The sequence below is a fragment of the Gordonia sp. Swx-4 genome (assembly GCF_030316175.1).
GTDB lineage: Bacteria > Actinomycetota > Actinomycetes > Mycobacteriales > Mycobacteriaceae > Gordonia > Gordonia alkanivorans.
This window is the reverse complement of record NZ_CP128197.1, coordinates 3,954,011-3,972,311: the sequence shown is the minus strand read 5'-3', so window position 1 is coordinate 3,972,311 and position 18,301 is coordinate 3,954,011. Positions and strand designations below refer to the sequence as shown.

Annotated in this window: 20 protein-coding genes; 10 read left to right on the top strand and 10 right to left on the bottom strand. The window is 68.3% G+C overall.

The window, feature by feature from the left end; genetic code table 11:
• Positions 1-58 precede the first annotated feature (58 nt).
• A complete protein-coding gene (locus PWF70_RS18225; RefSeq protein ID WP_286352719.1) occupies positions 59-1,555 on the top strand; it encodes a flavin-containing monooxygenase in 1,497 nt (498 codons plus the stop codon).
• A gap of 10 nt (positions 1,556-1,565) precedes the next feature.
• On the opposite strand, the gene PWF70_RS18220 is transcribed toward PWF70_RS18225, so the two are convergent.
• From PWF70_RS18220 to PWF70_RS18210, 3 genes are read right to left on the bottom strand one after another with little or no spacing between them, the layout of a single operon-like run.
• Positions 1,566-2,180: a TetR family transcriptional regulator gene (locus tag PWF70_RS18220; protein ID WP_006360107.1), complete on the bottom strand. Its 615-nt coding sequence runs from the start codon at positions 2,178-2,180 to the stop codon at positions 1,566-1,568.
• A 17-nt stretch (positions 2,181-2,197) separates the two neighbouring features.
• The gene (locus PWF70_RS18215) at positions 2,198-2,878 is read right to left on the bottom strand and encodes an ABC transporter ATP-binding protein (RefSeq protein WP_035755109.1); all 681 of its coding nucleotides are present in this window, start codon (positions 2,876-2,878) and stop codon (positions 2,198-2,200) included.
• A complete protein-coding gene (locus PWF70_RS18210; protein ID WP_035755111.1) occupies positions 2,875-4,002 on the bottom strand; it encodes an ABC transporter permease in 1,128 nt (375 codons plus the stop codon). The genes PWF70_RS18215 and PWF70_RS18210 overlap by 4 nt, the downstream gene beginning before the upstream one ends.
• Before the next feature lie 139 nt (positions 4,003-4,141).
• Between PWF70_RS18210 and PWF70_RS18205 the strand changes: the two genes are divergently transcribed.
• Positions 4,142-5,170, top strand: coding sequence for a zinc-binding alcohol dehydrogenase family protein (locus PWF70_RS18205; protein ID WP_035755113.1), 1,029 nt, complete (start codon positions 4,142-4,144; stop codon positions 5,168-5,170).
• 1 nt (position 5,171) lies between these two features.
• On the opposite strand, the gene PWF70_RS18200 is transcribed toward PWF70_RS18205, so the two are convergent.
• Both PWF70_RS18200 and ybaK read right to left on the bottom strand, forming a co-directional pair.
• On the bottom strand, positions 5,172-5,948 hold the full coding sequence (locus tag PWF70_RS18200) for an SOS response-associated peptidase (protein ID WP_035755199.1): 777 nt from the start codon (positions 5,946-5,948) through the stop codon (positions 5,172-5,174).
• A gap of 62 nt (positions 5,949-6,010) precedes the next feature.
• Positions 6,011-6,505: a Cys-tRNA(Pro) deacylase gene (gene ybaK, locus PWF70_RS18195; RefSeq protein ID WP_006360101.1), complete on the bottom strand. Its 495-nt coding sequence runs from the start codon at positions 6,503-6,505 to the stop codon at positions 6,011-6,013.
• A 182-nt stretch (positions 6,506-6,687) separates the two neighbouring features.
• Between ybaK and PWF70_RS18190 the strand changes: the two genes are divergently transcribed.
• Together PWF70_RS18190 and rsrA are read left to right on the top strand one after the other, a co-directional pair.
• Positions 6,688-7,521 carry a sigma-70 family RNA polymerase sigma factor gene (locus PWF70_RS18190; protein WP_006360100.1) on the top strand — a complete coding sequence of 278 codons (834 nt, stop codon included), beginning with the start codon at positions 6,688-6,690 and terminating at the stop codon, positions 7,519-7,521.
• A complete protein-coding gene (gene rsrA, locus PWF70_RS18185) occupies positions 7,518-7,805 on the top strand; it encodes a mycothiol system anti-sigma-R factor (protein WP_035755116.1) in 288 nt (95 codons plus the stop codon). The genes PWF70_RS18190 and rsrA overlap by 4 nt, the downstream gene beginning before the upstream one ends.
• A gap of 122 nt (positions 7,806-7,927) precedes the next feature.
• On the opposite strand, the gene PWF70_RS24235 is transcribed toward rsrA, so the two are convergent.
• Positions 7,928-8,002 carry a 50S ribosomal protein bL37 gene (locus tag PWF70_RS24235; RefSeq protein WP_369758845.1) on the bottom strand — a complete coding sequence of 25 codons (75 nt, stop codon included), beginning with the start codon at positions 8,000-8,002 and terminating at the stop codon, positions 7,928-7,930.
• Between the two features lie 142 nt (positions 8,003-8,144).
• Between PWF70_RS24235 and PWF70_RS18180 the strand changes: the two genes are divergently transcribed.
• On the top strand, positions 8,145-8,360 hold the full coding sequence (locus tag PWF70_RS18180) for a biotin/lipoyl-binding carrier protein (RefSeq protein WP_035755118.1): 216 nt from the start codon (positions 8,145-8,147) through the stop codon (positions 8,358-8,360).
• A gap of 38 nt (positions 8,361-8,398) precedes the next feature.
• On the top strand, positions 8,399-9,904 hold the full coding sequence (locus PWF70_RS18175) for a sensor histidine kinase (RefSeq protein ID WP_035755120.1): 1,506 nt from the start codon (positions 8,399-8,401) through the stop codon (positions 9,902-9,904).
• 101 nt (positions 9,905-10,005) lie between these two features.
• On the opposite strand, the gene PWF70_RS18170 is transcribed toward PWF70_RS18175, so the two are convergent.
• Positions 10,006-10,260, bottom strand: a complete 255-nt coding sequence (locus PWF70_RS18170; protein ID WP_004023450.1) for a WhiB family transcriptional regulator — start codon at positions 10,258-10,260, stop codon at positions 10,006-10,008.
• 445 nt (positions 10,261-10,705) lie between these two features.
• On the opposite strand from PWF70_RS18170, the gene PWF70_RS18165 reads away from it, so the two are divergent.
• A complete protein-coding gene (locus PWF70_RS18165) occupies positions 10,706-11,911 on the top strand; it encodes an MFS transporter (RefSeq protein ID WP_155225472.1) in 1,206 nt (401 codons plus the stop codon).
• Here PWF70_RS18165 and PWF70_RS18160 read toward each other — a convergent pair.
• Positions 11,863-12,798, bottom strand: coding sequence for a diacylglycerol/lipid kinase family protein (locus tag PWF70_RS18160; RefSeq protein WP_196222055.1), 936 nt, complete (start codon positions 12,796-12,798; stop codon positions 11,863-11,865). The genes PWF70_RS18165 and PWF70_RS18160 overlap by 49 nt on opposite strands.
• A gap of 129 nt (positions 12,799-12,927) precedes the next feature.
• On the opposite strand from PWF70_RS18160, the gene PWF70_RS18155 reads away from it, so the two are divergent.
• Entirely contained in the window at positions 12,928-13,374 is a 447-nt protein-coding gene (locus PWF70_RS18155) for a hypothetical protein (RefSeq protein ID WP_035755124.1), read from the top strand.
• Between the two features lie 109 nt (positions 13,375-13,483).
• Entirely contained in the window at positions 13,484-14,272 is a 789-nt protein-coding gene (locus tag PWF70_RS18150; protein WP_006360093.1) for a ParA family protein, read from the top strand.
• Between the two features lie 10 nt (positions 14,273-14,282).
• Here PWF70_RS18150 and PWF70_RS18145 read toward each other — a convergent pair whose 3' ends face one another.
• Together PWF70_RS18145 and PWF70_RS18140 are read right to left on the bottom strand one after the other, a co-directional pair.
• On the bottom strand, positions 14,283-15,557 hold the full coding sequence (locus tag PWF70_RS18145; RefSeq protein WP_006360092.1) for an Rv3212 family protein: 1,275 nt from the start codon (positions 15,555-15,557) through the stop codon (positions 14,283-14,285).
• 18 nt (positions 15,558-15,575) lie between these two features.
• Positions 15,576-17,243, bottom strand: coding sequence for a DEAD/DEAH box helicase (locus tag PWF70_RS18140; protein ID WP_286352718.1), 1,668 nt, complete (start codon positions 17,241-17,243; stop codon positions 15,576-15,578).
• Positions 17,244-17,583: 340 nt separating this feature from the next.
• Here PWF70_RS18140 and PWF70_RS18135 point away from each other — a divergent pair, with 340 nt between their 5' ends.
• Positions 17,584-18,276 (top strand): ferritin-like fold-containing protein, encoded by a 693-nt coding sequence (locus tag PWF70_RS18135; RefSeq protein WP_006360090.1) that lies wholly within the window; start codon positions 17,584-17,586, stop codon positions 18,274-18,276.
• Positions 18,277-18,301 lie beyond the last annotated feature (25 nt).

The following is an 18,301-nucleotide window of genomic DNA, read 5'->3' as shown; positions in this document are numbered from 1 at the left end:
ACGACGGCGGTGTGTGCTAAATTACAGTAACTGTCGGTTACAGTTATTGGGGTCTCTCATGCAACCTGCACACGACGCGCCTGCCCACGACGTGCTGATCGTCGGCGCCGGCTTCGGCGGAATGGGTGCCGCGATCGCCTTCAAACGCCTGGGCATCGACGACATCGCGATCCTCGAGCGCGAGGACGACCTCGGCGGGACCTGGCATGTCAATCACTACCCGGGTCTCGCCGTCGACATCGCCTCGGTCACCTACTCGTATTCCTTCGAGCCCAACCCGAACTGGTCGCGTCTGTTCGCGCCCGGTCCCGAGCTCAAGCGCTACGCGCACCATGTCGCGGACAAGTACGACCTCAAACGGCACATGGAGTTCGGGACGACCGTCGACTCCGCCGAGTGGGACGACGACGCGCGGCGGTGGCGGGTGCGGACCGGTGACGGAACGGAGCGCACCGCCCGCTACCTCGTCACCGCGACCGGCTTCCTCTCCCAGCCTCACGTCCCGGACTTCCCGGGGATCAAGAACTTCCAGGGGACGATCCTGCACACCGCGGCGTGGGAGGACGGCTTCGATTTCACCGGCAAGAAGGTCGCGGTCATCGGAACCGGTGCGACGGCAGTCCAGCTGATCCCGGAGGTGGCCGAGCGTGTCGATGCGCTCACCGTCTTCCAGCGGACGCCGATCTGGGTGGTGCCCAAGATCGACTTCGCGATCCCGTCCGCGGTGCAGCAGCTGTTCCGGCGAATCCCGTTGACGCAGAAAGTGGCTCGCCTGGTCAACACCTCGCTGCTGGAGCTGCTGATGGTCTCCGGCGTCCTGCATTTCAAGCAGCTCAAGCCCGGCAACAAGCTGGCGGCCCGGCTGGCCAAGGCGCACCTGCGGTCCCAGGTCTCCGACCCGGAATTGCGTCGGAAGCTGACACCCGACTACGACTTCGGCTGCAAGCGGCCGACCTTCTCCAACACGTACTTCGCCAGCTTCACCAAGCCGAACGTGATCCTGCAGACCAACGGCATCGCCCGCCTCGAGGCCGACGGGATCCTGGCCGGCGACGGCACGAAGACCGAGATCGACACCCTAGTACTGGCAACGGGATTCAACCTGTGGGACGTGAACTTCCCGGCCTTCGACATCGTCGGTCGTGAGGGGCGCAACCTCGGAAAGTTCTGGCGAGAGGGCAGATTCCAGGCCTACGAGGGTGTCACCGTGCCGAAGTTCCCCAACTTCATCTCGCTCAACAGTCCGTACTCGTACAGCGGCTTGTCGTACTTCACCACGATCGAGGGGCAGATGAAGCACATCACCCGGCTCTTCGGTGAACTCCGACGCCGCGGGCAGGACACCTTCGAGGTCACCGAGCCCGCCAACGACGCCTTCCTCGACGAGGTGACCGACCGTCTGCAGTCCTCGGTCTTCTACAACGGCAACTGCGTGGGCTCGCGCAGCTACTACTTCAACCAGCACGGCGAGGCGACGCTCCTGCGTCCGGCCTCCACGCTGCGAACCCTGCGGGAGATGGACTCGTTCCCGTTGAGCGACTACGCCTTCCGCTGAGCGGCTCGAGTCAGCGGTCGGTCAGTCCCAGGTAGTCGCCGATCAGCCGGCGGATCATCGCGGTGATCTCCGCGCCTTCGGCTCGTGTGGGATCCTCGGTAGCGGTCGTGGAATGCTCGGCCCCCCACGACCTGCACGCCTGGACGATCATCGAGTCGATCAGCTGCGCGACCTCGAGCGGGCGCGGTTCGCCGTGCGCGATCAGGGCGTCGACGAGCGGTTCCTGCAATTCCCGGTGGAACCGTTGCATCGGCTCCTGCAGGACGCTCGGATCGACGATCCGGACGAGCGCATTCGCCACTGCCTGTTCCGACCCGACGATCAGCTCGACGTTCGCACAGATGTATCCCCAGATCTGCTGTCCCGGTTCGGTCTGGGCACCGACACGATCGCGGACGAACCGATCCCAACTGGGGAGGAGATCGGCCAGGACCGCGGCCACGAGTTGCTCGCTGGACGAGTAGTACTGATACACGCTCGAGCGGGCGAGGCCCACGCGCTTGCCGACCGCGGCAAGGGTCGGTGCCTCGCCGGTTTCCGCGAGGATGGCCTTCGCGCCGTCCAGGATCGCCTGCTCCTGCTTACGGCGGTGCTCGGCGACGGTGGGCGCCTCGATGCGTGGCAAACGCCCACCTCCTCAGCTCATGCGGACGCCGCAGACCCTTCGTTCAGATGTCCGTCGACCATCTCGTACACCTTGTCACAGTGTAGGAGAACGTCCTGGTCATGGGTCACCATGACCGTCGCGACGCCGTGTTCGTGGGCCTCGCGAGCGAGCAGTTCGACGATCTCGTGACTGCGCCGCCGGTCGAGGGCCGCGGTGGGCTCGTCGACGAGGAGGACATCCGGCCGGGTCATCAGCGCTCGCGCGATGCCGACGCGCTGCCGCTCACCGCCCGACAACTGATGGGGGCGGCGCTTCGCCTTGTGCGACATACCGACACCGGCGAGCAGTTCGGCCGGTGAGCGGGCCTCGGCGACGCGACCGAACGTGAGTGGCAGACGCAGCTGGTCCTCGACGGTCAGCGCGTCGAGCAGGTTGCCGCTCTGGAACACGAATCCGATGTGTTCGCGACGGATCCGGGTCAGCTCGCGCTTCGGCGCGGTTCCCAGGTCGGCGTCGCCGACGGTGACCGTCCCCGACGTCGGGGTGATGAGACCGCCCGCGACCGCGAGCAGGCTGGACTTGCCGGAACCGGACGGGCCGACGACGGCGACGAACTCGCCTGCGGCGACCTCGAGGGTCACCGCGTCGAGTGCGGTGACCACGTCTTCCCCGTCACCGTGGACGAGACTGACGTCGTTGAGTGCGAGCGCGGTCATCGGTTGCCTCCCAAGGCGGTCAGGGGGTCGACCCGGGTGATGCGGAGCACCGCGACGGCGGCGCCGATCATGCCGAACAGGATCAGCAGCCCGCCGGCCGCGGCGACCGAACCGGTCTCCAGGGCGAAGGGCATCGGGGTGGAACCGATGGCGGCACCGAGGCCGACGCCGATCCCGATGCCGATGCCGGCAGAGACGAGCAGCAGGATGAACGACTGCATCAGCGAGTCGCGCAGAAGGTAACCGGTCGAGGCGCCCATCGCGCGCATCACGGCGATCTCCTGCCTGCGCTGGATCGTCCAGACCGTGAAGAACGCGCCGACGACCAAGGCCGAGATCGCGTAGAGGAAGGCCTGGATCAGCGTGAGGGTCGAGGTCTCGGCGGTGTAACCCGGTGAAGCGCCGAAGGATTCGTCGAGAGTCAGCGAGGTGGTGTCGGCGGCGGCGTCGCCGGCGGCCAGATCGGCCGAGCTGTCGGTCTTCACCGCGACGGCGGTGATGTCGTCGTAGACGCGCGGCGGCACCGGCTCGCCGGGACGAGCGCCGGCGCGGATCTCCTGCCACGTCTTCAGCGGCACGAACGCGACGTCGACGTGTCCGAAGGTGCTCTGGCCGTCGAGGATTCCGACGACCCGCAGCTGTGTGCCGAGCGGCTCGACGGTGACCGTGTCACCGATCGAGAGTCCGTCCTCGGCGGCGGTCTCGCTGATGACGAGCTCACCGGGGGTGTTCGACAGCGACTTGCCCTCGGAGGCGGCGGGGCTGACGAAGCTGCCCGGTTCCACGCCGAAGAGGGCGAGGTCGATGTCGACGCCGGTGTTGGTACGTCCGTTGATCAGAGTGTTGCCGAAGGGTGCGGCGTCCTCGACGCCCGGCTGCTCGGCCCATGTGCCGACCGCCGACGTCGGCACCAGGGACCGGGAGAAGGCGGAGTCGGTGGCGATGTCCTTCTGGAAGGCGAAGGAGGTCACCGGCAGTTTCTTCAAACCGGAGACACCGTCGTTGACCAGACCCACCGACAGGCCGCTCAGCAGGACCATCAGGATGGCGATCAGCGCGACCACCGACCCCATCAGGGCGAAGCGTCCGCGTGCGAATGAGAGTTCTCGAAGGGCAAGGAACACGTCACTGCCCTCGCATGTTTACCGACACCATGTCGGCAACGATACCGACACTGTGTCGGGAAGGTGTACCCCGTTCGGTGTGAGACCGGTCATTCGCAACTCCGTGCCGCACCGTGCGGGCGGGTTTAGCCTGAAGTACATGCGCGCTTGGGCGGTGACCGAGCCGGGGCCGATCGACATCCGACCACTCCGGCTCGTCGACAAACCGGACCCGCGGCCCGGGGCCGGCGAACTGCTGGTCCGGGTTCGTGCCTGCGGTGTCTGCCGTACGGACCTCCACGTCGCCGAGGGCGATCTGCCGGTCCGCCACGCAGACGTGACGCCCGGGCACGAGGTCGTCGGGGAGGTCGTCGAACTCGGTCCGGACGCCGCCGGCTTCTCCCTCGGTGACCGCGTCGGCGTCGCCTGGCTGCACAGCACCGACGGGACCTGTGATCGCTGTGTCCGCGGTGCCGAGAACCTTTGTGCGGCATCGGTGTACACCGGGTGGGACGTCGACGGCGGCTATGCCGAGCTGGTGACCGTGCCCGCGGGCTTCGCCTATCCGCTGCCGTCCGGCATCGACGACGTCTCGATCGCGCCGCTGTTGTGCGCCGGGATCATCGGCTATCGCGCGCTACGGCGGACCGGCCTGCTCGACGACCTCGGAGCCGACTCCGATCGTCCGAAGCGACTGGGGCTCTACGGTTTCGGCGGGAGTGCGCACCTGTGCGCACAACTGGCGATCGCCCTCGGGATCGAGGTGCACGTCCTCACACGTGGCGAGCAGTCCCGACGCCTGGCCGCCGACCTCGGTGCGGCGTCGGTCGGCGATGCCACCGATGTGCCGCCGGTGTCGCTCGACGCCGCGATCACCTTCGCCCCGGTCGGCGAGCTGGTGCCGGTGGCGATGCGCGCGCTCGATCGCGGCGGCGTCCTGTCGATCGCCGGCATCCACCTCACCGACGTACCGCCGCTCAACTACGAGCGGGAACTGTTCTACGAGAAGGAGATCCGCTCGGTCACCGCCAACACCCGCGCCGACGGCGCCGAGTTCCTGACGCTGGCCGCCCGGCACGGCGTCCGGGCGACGACGCACGAGTACCCGATGTCACAGGCCGACCGCGCGCTCGCCGACCTGGCCGCCGGACGGTTCGACGGGGCAGCGGTTCTCGTCGCCGACCTCTGAGTCAGAGCGGGTTGAGCAGCTCCGGCCCGTTGTTGGCGACGCGGTTGACCAGCGGCGCGACCCCGCGGATGTCGATCGCCTCGGCGAGCGATTCGGCCGGCGGCGCGAACAGGTCGTCCGGTGCCCGGTGATCCGGATCGAGCCAGGCATCCCAGTTGTCGTACGGCATGATCAGCGGCATCCGGTCGTGGACGTCGCGCAGTTTGCCGACCGCATCGGTGGTCAGGATCGAGCAGCTCAGCAGCGGCGGGGCGTGATCGGAGTGCTTGTCATGCCACACCGACCACAACCCGGCCATGAACAACCGGGTGCCGTCCCGCGGGGACATGTAAAACGGGATCTTGGTGGGCTTGCCCCTGCTGTCGAGCGGGCCTTTCTTCCACTCGTACCAGCCGTCCATCGGCACCAGGCACCGCTTGGACTTCACCGACGCGCGGAACGAACTCTTCTCCGCGGCGGTCTCGGCACGGGCGTTGAACAACAGTGGCCCCTTGCCGACCTCTTTGCTCCACGGCGGCACGAGCCCCCAGCGCATGGCGCGGATGCGCAGCAGCGGATCGTCGTCGGGATCCTCCGGCGAATGCCGTTTGACCACGGTCATCACCGTGGTCGTGGGCGCGACGTTGTAGTTGGGGCCCAGTGCGCGAGGTGCGGGGGTGTCGAGGTCGAGGGCATCGGGATCGGCCGGTTCCTTCGCCGGCTCGGGTACCTCGTTGACCGCGTCGATCTCCGCCGCGAGCTTCGCCGGATCGGTGGTCACCGCATAGCGTCCGCACATGGCCACCATGCTGCCCTACGCCTGACCTCCGGTAGTAGATGTTCCCGCGGGAAGAGGAACCCTCACACCGCGATGTCGGCGACCACTGCTTTCGTCACCGCGACGAGGTCTGCGGGTGCCAGTGCGATCTCCAGTCCACGCCTGCCCGCGCTGCAGAGAATCCGGTCGAACTCGAGCGCCGAGGAATCGACGACCGTCGGCAGAGCGGTGCGCTGGCCGACGGGGGAGACGCCGCCGAGGACGTAGCCGGTGCTGCGGGTGACGGCCTTGGCCTCGGCCATCTGGGCCTTCGACGCCCCGAGCGCGGCGGCGGCCGCCTTCACCGACAGCTTGCGGGGAACCGGGACCACGGCGACGGCGAGACCGGGGCGGCTACCACCGGACAGTTCGACGACGAGCGTCTTGAAGACCTGTTCACCGACGATGCCGAGGGTGTCGGCGAGCTCGTCCACTGCTTCGGTGCCGAAGGACTCCGACCGCGGGTCGTGGTCATAGCGGTGGACGGTGTGCGCGATCTTCGCGCGTTCGAGGGCCGCGATCGCGGGTGTTGCCGCCATGGTCGGGGTGCCTCCTGGTGGGACGTGTCGGTGTCTGACCTGGAGAGCGTATTCGACCAGCGCTCTGTTCACCGTGACGAAAAGGGGTGCCGGTCACGTCGGGAACAAACCGCCCGGCCCGACCTGTTGTGACTGGTTGCGACACGAAGATCGCCGAGCGCATGCGAGGAGGTAGAACCGAGATGAGCACAACGGCGGTACTCGAGCCACCGGTACTCGTGGAGGCGACGCACCTCCTGGCCGGGCCGGGGTCGGTAAGCTTGACCGGCAACGTCCCAGTGACGCCTCTCATCGAAGGGATCGTAGTGGCCGAAGCCGAATCAGCCGACACCGAAGCAGCCGTTACGGAGTCCACCGCGACCGGAACCGCTGCGCACGTGTCCGCCGAGAAGGGTGCGCCCCGACGCGCCGACCCGAGCGAGTCCCCCGAGGAGCTCACCGAACGGTTCGAGCGCGACGCATTGCCGTTGCTCGACCAGATGTACGGTGCCGCCCTGCGGATGACCCGCAATCCCGCCGATGCCGAGGACCTGGTCCAGGAGACCTACATCAAGGCGTTCACCGCTTTCGCGTCGTTCCGGGAGGGCACCAACCTCAAGGCGTGGCTCTACCGGATCCTGACCAACACCTACATCAACGGCTACCGCAAGAAACAGCGCCAACCCGCGCAGTACCCGACCGACGAGATCACCGACTGGCAGCTCGCGGCGACCGCAGAACACACCTCCCAGGGGCTGCGCTCGGCGGAGATCGAGGCCCTCGACGCCCTTCCGGACGACGAGATCAAGGCCGCGCTGCAGGAGCTTCCGGAGGATTTCCGGATGGCCGTGTACTACGCCGACGTGGAAGGCCTGCCGTACAAGGAGATCGCCGAGATCATGGACACCCCCATCGGCACCGTCATGTCCCGACTTCACCGAGGACGTCGTCAGCTGCGTGAGCTGCTGGCCGACGTCGCCCGGGAGCGTGGTTTCCACAGATCTGCCACGGCCAAGGGTGCGGAGGTGGCGCGATGAGCGACATCGATCCGGAAGTCACCCAGCTCGACTGCTCGGCCGTCATCGCCGACGTCTGGTTGCTGCTGGACAACGAATGCGACGAGAACGCCCGCATGCGGCTCCAGGGGCACCTCGACACCTGCCCGTCGTGCCTCGCCCACTACGGCATCGAGCGGCAGCTGAAGGCGCTCGTCAACCGCAAGTGCGGCGGCGACCAGGCACCTCAGGGGCTGCGTGATCGTCTGCGCGTGGAGATCCGCCGGACGGTCATCATCCAAGAGATCGCCGAGACCGACCGCTGAATCGCCCGTCACCCCCGGCGAATCCCGGGGGTGACGGCATGAAAAAGCCCGGGTGGCCATGAAGGCCGTACCCGGGCGTTTTTCTTGGTGCTCGTTCGCCGAACCCCGCCGTGAGGCGAAGATCAGGCGTTCGGACGCTTGCCGTGGTTGGCAGCGTTCTTCTTACGAGCGCGCTTCTTGCGTCCGCGCTTTCCCATGACGCATCTCCTTTTGCCGGCGGATGGGGACATCACAGTGTCTCAGGCATTCTCCCACGTGCCAAAACCCGGTCGGCCATCGCCCGGTCGAGACCGGGCCCGACCCGTCGTCGCCGGTGACCCCGTGGGCTAACTTGAGTGCATGGCTGAAGACGTGGTGGCAGAGATCGTCGCGAGTGTCCTCGAGGTCCTGGTCGCACCCGGACAGCAGATCGAGGTCGGTGACACGCTGGTGCTGCTCGAGTCGATGAAGATGGAGATCCCCGTTCTCGCAGAGGAAGCGGGCACCATCGCCGACCTCAAGGTGAAGGTGGGCGACGTCATCCAGGCCGGCGACGTCATCGCCACCTTCGAATAGCCCGCGCCGCACCCTCTCCGCGAACCCGGAGCCTTCCCATGTCGACACTTGCCGACCTGCTCGCCGAGCACACCACCCTCTCCGACGCCGCTGCGGCGCACCTGCAGCGACTCGTCGCCGAGTGGCAGTTGCTCGCCGACCTCTCCTTCGCAGATTTCCTCCTGTCGGTGCGCACCGACGAGGGGGCCGTGGTCACCGTCGCGCAGTGCCGGCCCAACACCGCGTCGACCGTCTTTCCCACGGACGAGGTGGGCCGGGTCATCGACACCGCGGTGCACCCGCAGGTGCTCCGCGCCTTCGATTCCGACAAGGTCCTCCGCGACGAGGACCCGACGTGGTTCGGGGCCACCGCGATGCGGCAGGAGGCGGTCCCGGTCGGCTTCGACGGTGCGGTGATCGGTGTGCTGACCCGCGCCGTCGACCTCACCCATCCGCGGCTGCCGTCGCCCCTGGAGCTCGCCTACCAGGACTCGGCGGACGATCTGTGCCAGATGGTCGCCGACGGCACGTTCCCGCACGAGGAGGGCAATCCGCGGGGATTGTCGACGCCTCGCGCGGGTGACGGTTTCATCCGGCTCGACCGGACCGGGACGGTCACCTACACGAGCCCCAACGCGCTCTCGGCGTTCCACCGCATGGGCTGGACGGCCGAGCTCAACCACACGCGGCTCTCCGACGTGGTGAAGCAACTCGTCACCGAGCCGTTCGAGGCCGACGATGTCGCGATGATGCTCGACATCGCGGCCGGGGTGGCCGAGGTGCCGACCGGCCCGTACCGCGACATCGGCATGCGGGTGGAGGCCGACGCCCGACGCGCGACGGTCCTCATCCGGGCGGTGCCGCTCCGCCCGAAGGGTGAGGAGTCGGGGAGCGTGGTGCTCATCCGCGACGTCACCGAGGTCAAGCGGCGCGACCGCGCGTTGATCAGCAAGGACGCGACCATCCGGGAGATCCACCACCGGGTGAAGAACAATCTGCAGTCGGTGTCGGCGCTGCTGCGCCTGCAAGCCCGGCGAACCTCCAACACCGATGCCCGGGAGGCGCTGAACGAGGCCGTGCGCCGCGTCGCGTCGATCGCTCTGGTTCACGAACTGCTGTCGGGCAGCGTCGACGAGGAAGTCGATCTCGACGAGGTCGTCGACCGTCTCGTCCCGATCCTGGTCGACGTGGCGTCCAACGAGTCACGGGTGACGGTGCGTCACCGCGACCGGCTAGGGGTTCTCCCCGCCGAGCTGGCGATGCCGTTGGTGATGGTGCTCACCGAACTGATCCAGAATGCGATCGAGCACGGTTTCGACGGTTCGCCCCGATCCGACGCAGAGATCGCGGTCATCGCCGAACGCGACGTGCGCAACCTCCGTATCGCGGTGCGCGACAACGGCTCCGGACTGCCCGAGAACTTCGACCTGGCCACCTCGGATCACCTCGGACTCCAGATCGTGAAGACGCTCGTGTCGATCGAACTCGGTGGCGAGCTCGACGTCCGGCCCAACCCGGAAGGGTTGGGAACCGAAGTCGGAGTGCATATTCCGCTGCGTTCCTGAGAACGCAGTTCTTCCGTGGGGTGAGAACCGTTGCCGGACACGAAAAAACCCGGCCGTGGCCGGGTTTCTTCGAATCCGGGCGAACGCCGGCTCGGATGAGCCTAGACGCTGCTACGGGTGCGGGTACGCGCGGTACGCCGCTTCAGCGCGCGACGCTCATCCTCGCTCATGCCGCCCCAGACGCCTGCATCCTGGCCCGACTCGAGGGCCCACGAGAGGCAGTCAGCGGTGACAGGGCACCGTGCACAGACGAGCTTCGCGTCGGCGACCTGTGCGATGGCCGGACCGCTGGTTCCCACGGGGAAGAACAGCTCCGGATCCTCGTCGCGACAGATGGCCTTGTGACGCCAGTCCATTCCACTACTCCTTCAGGCGCGTTTCCGCGCACCACTCGATTAGTTGATTGCTTGCTGATTGTTTGGCTGGTAACTCTCAGTTCACGCGGCCGCACCAAATGTTTCCGCGTTGTTGCTTGTGAATACTTTCACGAATCCGGCCGAAGTCAATGGTTCTCGGTTAACACGTGGGCAACATCACGTCCCGCGCCTACCACTTCGGCCGAAGGCGCCCCCACGGGGGGTACGGACAGCGGGTTCGCCGTCCGTGTAGTAGCCTACGCGCACCCGCCGACGACTGTCGATGAGTTTCCGCAGGTCGCGCCCCTCCCAAGGCCCGAAATAGTCCGTGACGTGGAGTGACGTGTCGCGTATTCTTGCTCACATGCGTCGACGATGTTGATCCACACCACGCCGATCCGGCCATGACGGGCCGGGTCCACAACGGCGATTAACGGCCGCGGCCGTGTGCGCCGCCCTCTTCGAGGACCTGATACCGCTCTACCCGGTCTACGCGATTCTGTTCGCCGATGCCACCGTTCCCGGGGCCGGGTTGACGGCCGCCGAGATCAGCGCACTGTTCGCGATCTGGTCGCTGTCGACGGTGATCGTCGAAGTGCCGACCGGGATCCTGGCCGACCGATTCTCGCGACGCCGCCTACTGGTCGCGGGGCCTCTGGTCACCGGCGCCGGCTTCGCGCTCTGGACCTACGCGCCCTCCTTCCTCTCCTTCGCCGCCGGCTTTGTGCTGTGGGCGATCGGCGGATCGCTGCGATCCGGCACGAACCAGGCGCTCGTCTACGACGAGCTCGCGCATCTCGGCAGGTCGCAGGACTACGCACGGCTCTCGGGCGCGATGCGGGCGGCGGCCGCGGTCGGGGTCATCGGCGGCACGGCCCTGGCGGTGCCACTCCTCGCGTGGGGCGGATACGCCGCCGTCGGTACCGCAAGTGTCGCGGCCTGCGTGCTCTGCGCGTTGATCTCCGCAGGACTACCGGAGACGGGCCGGATCGGAGTGGGGCGCTCCGGACCGGACGTGACGCCGGATGCCGGCACCGCCGACCTCGACGAACCGCCGGTCGGGTGGTTCGCGATCCTTCGCGGCGGCCTGCACCACCTGCGCAACCAGCCGACCGCACGCCGGCTGCTGATCCTGGTCGTCGTCCTGACCTGGGTCGCGGCGCTCGACGAGTACCTGCCGTTGCTGGTCGAGTCCTTCCTGAGCGGCACGGTGTCGGGCGTCGCGACGCCGGAGTCTGTCGCACTGCTCATGATCGTGGTCGCAGCCGGGGACATCTGCGGTTCCCTCGCGGCCCGGCGCGTCCGGGATCCCGCTGCGATCGGCCCCGCGGTGGGACTCGGCGCATCGGTGCTGATCGTGGCCGCGCTGTGGGGTCACCCGGCCGGTGTCGTCGGCGTGGCCGTCGCGTTCGGGATCTTCGGGTGGGCGCTGGTCGTCGCCGACGCCGCTCTGCAGGACCGACTGGACTCCGCGTCGCGGGCGACGGTCACGTCGATCGCGGGCGTGGGGGAGGAGGTGGTCGCGATCCTCGCCTTCGCCGGATGGGCTGCGGGATCGGTACATCTGGGGCCGGCGGCGTTGTTCGCGATCGCCGCGTCGCCCTATGCGGTGGCGGCGGGTGCGATGACGGTCAGGGCGTCGCGCCGATGATGAAAACGTATGTCGCGGAACGCACCGATGTAGTCGCCGTCCATCTGCACGTCGATCGGGGCCTCCGCCATGAACCGGACCTCGTCGACGTCGTCGTCGCGAAAGAGGTGGTGTGCCTTGGGATCTGCCTGGGCCAGCAGCCGCGTGGCGAGCGGGAGGTTGCGCAGGACCCCGGTCGACGTCGCCACGAACACGCCGAGTCCGGTGTCGAAACCGGTGGTCGGATTGGTGCGGATCTCGCGCGGCCCGAGATAGGTCCACGGACTGGTGTTGGAGACGAAACCGAAACGGGCGCCGACGATCCGGTCGCGGCCGGGGATCTCGACGTCGAACGTCGCCGAGCTGCCGGCCTGCTTGAGGAAGCTGCTGACGGTGGTCCACAGATACCGGGCGGGCGTGGCGGCCTTGCCCGCATGCCGCTTGTCCTCCATCGCGTGCACCACGACGGCGTCCATGCCCATGCCGGTGTTGAACAGGAACCAGCGGTCGTCGGTGTGACCGAGGCCGATTCGACGGCTCTCCCCGGCGTCGAGGAGCGAGATGATCTGCTGGGTCGCGAGCAGCGGGTCGGGGTCGATGCCGAGGGTGCGCGCGAAGACGTTTGCGCTGCCGCCCGGGATGACGGCCAGACTCGGCCGGCGCCTCGCGGGATCGCTCGTCCCCGGGGGATCGAGGAGGCCGTTGGTGGCCTCGTTCACCGAGCCGTCGCCGCCGTGGACGATGACCGTGTCGAATTCCTCGGCGGCCGCACGGGCGGCGAGGTCGAAGGCATGCCCACGGTGGGTGGTCAGCTCGACGTCGAGGTCGAAGTGAGCGCTCAGTGTGTGCACGAGAGCATCGCGCCCGGCCGGACTGGTCGCGGTGGCGAAGGGGTTGACGATGAGCATGACGCGCACGACACCCGAGGATATGGGGTAGGTGGCCCAAGCGCGCAATCCGCCCTGCGTCCCGGTGCCGGGAGGGGGCCCCGTGGGGTGCGCGGCCACCGCCCGACCGGCGCCGAATACCCTGGACGCGTGAGCACGGAGAAGGACCGCCCGGAGCAGGACCGGCTTGAGATCGACGTCGATCCGTCGGTGACGCCCACCCAGATCAAGGTGGCCGGCGCGGTGACCACCGTGGAAGGCCTGGTCGGCGTCGCGGTGGCGGTGATCCTGGTGATCCGCGGGCTCGCCGGACACGAGGAGACGGCCATCAGCGGCTACGGCACCGCCATCTGGTTCGGGATCATCGGTGGCGGCGTCCTCGTCGGCGGCGTGGCCCTGTTGGCGGGTCGGCGCTGGGGTCGATCGATCGCGATGGTCGCCCAGATCCTGCTGCTTCCGGTCGCGTACTACCTGTACACCAGCGGCTGGCCGGTGTTCAGCGTGCCGTTGGCACTCGCGGCGATCGCGGGGCTGGTGATGCTGTTCAGCCCGGCCGCCGTGCGGTGGCTCGCCGGGGATCTCGAGCCCGACCACTGAGCCCTTCACCGGTCGCGGGATCGGGCATCCCGATCAGTTGACCCAGTTGTTACCGCAACCCTGACTCTTATATGTCGACGCCCGGGCGGGCGCCCGTACAGTAGGGCACATGACGCGCATCCTTGCGATTGCCAATCAGAAGGGTGGGGTCGCCAAGACCACCACGGTCGAGTCCCTCGGAGCCGCACTTGCCGACCTCGACGTGTCGGTCCTCGTCGTCGACCTCGACCCGCAGGGCTGTCTCACCTTCTCCCTCGGCCATGATCCCGATCAACTGGAGTCCTCGGTGCACGATGTGCTGCTGGGCGACGAGGAGATCGCCGACGTACTCCTCGACACCGAGGACAAGGTGACGCTGCTGCCCGCCACCATCGACCTGGCCGGTGCCGAGGCGCTGCTGCTGATGCGGCCGGGACGTGAGTACGCACTCAAGCGGGCACTCGCCGAGGTCGGGCAGGACTTCGACGTCATCATCGTCGACTGCCCGCCGTCGCTGGGCGTGCTCACGCTCAACGGTCTGACCGCGGCCGACGAGGTGATCGTCCCGCTGCAGTGCGAGACGCTCGCCCACCGTGGTGTCGGGCAGTTGCTGCGCACCGTCCGCGAGGTCCAGCAGATCACCAACCCCGACCTCACGATGCTGGGTGCGGTGGCGACGCTGTTCGACGCGCGGACCACGCACAGCCGCGACGTCCTCGCCGACGTCGCCGATCGCTACGACCTTCCGGTGCTGAACCCGCCGATCCCGCGCACGGTCCGTTTCGCCGAGGCGTCGGCTTCCGGTGCCTCGGTCATGCGGGGACGAAAGAACAAGGGCGCCACCGCATATCGCGAACTCGCGGAGAACCTGTGGAAGCACTGGGACGCGGGGGAGGACGTGCGGACCCTCGACTTCTGAGGGGACGACGTCAGGCCGGTCCGAAGGCCTCGACCGTCGTGCCGCGCTGTTCGACGACCATCTCGCCGATGACCCGCAGGCTCACCACGCCGTCCGGTGCGGTGCTGCGGGTGAGTGGGATCGACCGGATCTCACGTCCACCGGCCACGTCGCGCACGCTGATCCCGGACGCACTCGGCAGCAGGAGTTGCCCCGCCATCACCTCACCGGGGCCGAGTGTCGCCGGTACCTGGTAGATCGGTTTGAGGCTCTGCGCATCCAGCACCACGGTGGCCTTGCCGGTCCAGTAGGTGACGACGCCGTCGCCCCCGAGCGGGACGCTGTCCTTCGGAGGAATGGCGTCCCCGGCGACGGTGTTCGAGCCGGTGGCCACGCCCTCGGAGTCGAAGCGGCGGATCGACGGTCCGCTGTCACCGCCGAGCGCCGGTGGTTCGGCCGGACTCGCACCGCCGTCGTAGACGGCGATACCCGTCGACGACATCGCGATCACCACCGGCGGAGGTCCGCTGACGTCGCCGGTGATCAGCGTCGAACCGTACTGCTCGACGCGTTCGTCGTCGTCGAGGAGGGCGCCCAGCACGGTCAGCCGGTAGCCCGGGTCGTCGGCACAGCGTTCGACGACGGACAGGCGGTCGCCGGTGATGGCCGAGGAGTAGATGACGCAGTCCTTGCGCTTGGCCTCGTCCTCGGGGCGCACGGGTGCCTCCACGCGGCCGTACTCGATGCCGCGGACCAGGTTCGAACCCCACGTCTCCAGTCGCCCGGAGCCCTGGGCGACCACGTATCCGTAGTCGCTGACCAGCCGGAGCTCGTCGTCGGCGTCACTGGTCCGGGAGCCCTTGCGGGCACCGGTCTTCGCGTCGAGAGCGGTGACCTCCGAGCAGCCCCGCGAGTTGCGGTAGACCGCGAGCGCGAGGTCGGTGCTGGCGGTCCAGGCGGTGTCGACGACGCAGAGGTCGAGGTCCCGGCGATAGGACCACAGTTCGTCCCCCGAAGCGGGGTCGCGTCCGACGACGGTGCCGCCGTCGCCGGTCACCACCACCGAATCGGCGATCGCCGGGACGACGGTGGCGTCGGAGGCGGCCTGCCAGCGCGGCGCGAACGCGTCCGGAACCGCCGCGGGCTGTTCGACCTCGGGTGGGGTGGACTGCGCCTGAACGCTGGTCGTCCCGCGGACGGGGCTCACCAGCCAGGCGATCAGCCCGGCAACGGCGACGAGCACGATGATGGTCGCGGTGATCGCGAGATCGATCGGCCGGCGCCGCTCCGGTTTGACGCGTGCCACGCGTGGACTCGTGGTGGGTTACTCGGCTGCGGCCGGTGCGGACTGTGCGGCGACCGGGGTCGCGTCGGAGCCTGCACCCGAACCCTCGCCCGCCGTCGCGCGGTTGGCGCCGCCCCGACGGCGACGGCGACGACGCGGCTTCGAGGTTCCCTCGGCGGTGTCGTCCCCGGAGGTCTTCGCCTCGGCGTCGTCGGTGGTGCTCGTGGTGGTCTCGCTCGTGGTGGTCTCGCTCTTGGTCGTCTCGGCGCTTGCGGCATCGTCGCCCTGGCCGCCGCGGGTACGACGACGGGTGCGGGTGGAACGCTTACGCGGCTCCCGATCCTCGCGCGTCTCGCGGGTCTCGTTCGGGTCGCGCGCCGGCTTGGCGGCCACGATCCGGCCGGTGACCGAGTCCGGGATGGACATCTCCTCGTGCAGGTGCTCGGAGGTGGAATAGGTCTCCGCGGGCTCGGGGATGCCGAGTCCGAGGGCCTTGTCGATGAGCTCCCAGCGGTGCAGCTCGTCCCAGTCCACGAGGGTCACCGCGATCCCGGTGCGGCCCGCGCGGCCGGTACGGCCGATCCGGTGGACGTATGTCTTGTCGTCCTCGGGGCACTGGTAGTTGATCACATGGGTCACGTCGTCGATGTCGATGCCGCGGGCGGCGACGTCGGTGGCGACGAGGACGTCGATGGTGCCGTTCCGGAACCGGCCGAGGGCCTTCTCACGGGCGATCTGACCGAGGTCGCCGTGCACGGCGCCCACCTTGAATCCGCGCTCGGCGAGGTCGTCGGCGACCTTCTGGGCGGTGCGCTTGGTACGCGTGAAGATCATCGTCGCGCCGCGACCGTCGGCCTGCAGGATGCGGGCCACGAGTTCGGCCTTGTCCAGCGCGTGAGCACGGTAGGCGTACTGCTTCGTGCGGTCGTGCACGGCGGAGTCGTTGGCGTTCTCGGCCCGGATGTGCGTCGGCCGATGCAGGAAGGTGCGGGCCAGGGTGACGATCGGGCCGGGCATGGTCGCCGAGAAGAGCATCGTCTGACGCGGCGTCGGCAGCGCGGACATGATCCGCTCGATCTCCGGCAGGAAGCCGAGGTCGAGCATCTCGTCGGCCTCGTCGAGGACGAGGATCGAGACCTTGCCGAGCACGAGGTGTCCCTGCTGGGCGAGGTCGAGGAGGCGGCCCGGGGTGCCCACAACGACGTCGACGCCGGACTGCAGTTCGGCGATCTGCGCCTCGTAGGGGCGGCCGCCGTAGATCGAGGTGATCTTCAGCATGCGGTTGGTGCCAGTGTCCTTCGGCCCGCTCGCTCCGCTCCCGGCGCCGGGGGCAAGGGTGACGTCGGTCTTGCGGGCGGCGATCTCGAGGTCGCTGGTGACCTGCACGCAGAGTTCGCGGGTGGGCACGATGATCAGCGCGCGAGGGGTGTTGTCGAGGGGGCGGACACCCGTTGCCTCGGCGTTGGCGAGGCGATGGAGCAGCGGGATGCCGAAGCCGTAGGTCTTGCCCATGCCGGTACGGGCCTGACCGATGAGGTCGTCCCCGCCCATGGCGAGGGGGAGGGTCAGTTCCTGGATGGCGAACGTCTGGGTCTTGCCGTCGTCGGCGAGTGCCGAGACGATGCGCTCGTCCACGCCGAGTTCGGCGAAGGTGGGGGCGGTGTGGGTTTCGTCGACGATGGTCGTCTGCACGGCCGAATCGCTCATATGCGTGTGTTGCCTTTCTGGCCAGTCTCTTGCGCGCGTGTGATTCCTGCGCGCACGAGGAAAAAGCTCGAAAGTGCGCGCGCAAATGTCGTGGTGGCACCGGGGATTCGACCGAGGTGTCGTGAGACGGACTCTTCGATCCGGCGAGGAACTCGCTGTCTCGATCCCGCGAGGAGATCGCGAGGGGGCGTCGTCACATCCAATCGGCCGCATCCACACGCTCGCGCCGGCGAGCACGCGATGATCACGCAGCTCAGCGGGCAGGCGCCGGGGGGTCCCGTCGGAGTGCACCGAAGTCGAGTGTACTTGGTGCTTCCGGAGAGGCCGCTACCATCACCTCATGGCGCCTGTACCCGACCCCTCCGACATCACCCCGGTAGCTGCGATCGAGACCCAGGACCGCGTGGTCGGGAAGCTGTTCGCGGTGCTGCTGGCCGGCGAGTTCGCCGCCTTCCATCGGCTCATCGAGGAGTCGGCGATGGCTCCCGACGTGCCCAGCAAGATCGCGATCGCGCGGATGGCCGCCTCCGAGGTCGGCCACTTCGACCGCCTCGCCGAGCGGGTCGAGACGATGACGGGCCTCACCGCCGCCGAGGCGGTGGAACGGTACCGGTCGGTCTTCGACCAGTACCACCGGGCCACCACCCCGAAGACCTGGTACGAGGCGCTGGTCAAGGCCTACGTCGGTGACGGTCTGGCCTCCGATTTCTACGTCGAGCTGTCCGACATGCTCCCGCCCGACTCGCGCACCGTGATGGCCGAGGTGATGGCGGAGACCGCCAACTCGGCGTTCGCCCGCGAGCAGGTCCGGGCGGCCGTCGAGGCCGATCCGTCGATCAAGTCCGCGCTGGTCCTGTGGGGGCGCCGTCTGCTGGGCGAGGCCATCACCCATGCGCAGTGGGTGCTCGCGGCCGAGGAGGAGGTCACCGATCTGCTGTTCTCCGGGGGCTCCTCGCTGTCGGGGGTCGCCCACTTCTTCGACGCGGTCGCGGCCAAACACGGCGAGCGCATGGCCGATCTCGGTCTCGGCTGACCAATCCGCTCGTTCCCTTGCTTTT

Coding starts and splice junctions, on each gene's coding strand:
- PWF70_RS18175 (WP_035755120.1), top strand. CDS start 8,399: ATGTCGACACTTGCCGACCTGCTCGCCGAGCACACCACCCTCTCCGAC.
- PWF70_RS18190 (WP_006360100.1), top strand. CDS start 6,688: ATGAGCACAACGGCGGTACTCGAGCCACCGGTACTCGTGGAGGCGACG.
- PWF70_RS18225 (WP_286352719.1), top strand. CDS start 59: ATGCAACCTGCACACGACGCGCCTGCCCACGACGTGCTGATCGTCGGC.
- PWF70_RS18215 (WP_035755109.1), bottom strand. CDS start 2,878: ATGACCGCGCTCGCACTCAACGACGTCAGTCTCGTCCACGGTGACGGG.
- PWF70_RS18135 (WP_006360090.1), top strand. CDS start 17,584: ATGGCGCCTGTACCCGACCCCTCCGACATCACCCCGGTAGCTGCGATC.
- PWF70_RS18160 (WP_196222055.1), bottom strand. CDS start 12,798: ATGCTCATCGTCAACCCCTTCGCCACCGCGACCAGTCCGGCCGGGCGC.
- PWF70_RS18205 (WP_035755113.1), top strand. CDS start 4,142: ATGCGCGCTTGGGCGGTGACCGAGCCGGGGCCGATCGACATCCGACCA.
- PWF70_RS18150 (WP_006360093.1), top strand. CDS start 13,484: ATGACGCGCATCCTTGCGATTGCCAATCAGAAGGGTGGGGTCGCCAAG.
- PWF70_RS18180 (WP_035755118.1), top strand. CDS start 8,145: ATGGCTGAAGACGTGGTGGCAGAGATCGTCGCGAGTGTCCTCGAGGTC.
- PWF70_RS18200 (WP_035755199.1), bottom strand. CDS start 5,948: ATGTGCGGACGCTATGCGGTGACCACCGATCCGGCGAAGCTCGCGGCG.
- PWF70_RS18140 (WP_286352718.1), bottom strand. CDS start 17,243: ATGAGCGATTCGGCCGTGCAGACGACCATCGTCGACGAAACCCACACC.
- ybaK (WP_006360101.1), bottom strand. CDS start 6,505: ATGGCGGCAACACCCGCGATCGCGGCCCTCGAACGCGCGAAGATCGCG.
- PWF70_RS18170 (WP_004023450.1), bottom strand. CDS start 10,260: ATGGACTGGCGTCACAAGGCCATCTGTCGCGACGAGGATCCGGAGCTG.
- rsrA (WP_035755116.1), top strand. CDS start 7,518: ATGAGCGACATCGATCCGGAAGTCACCCAGCTCGACTGCTCGGCCGTC.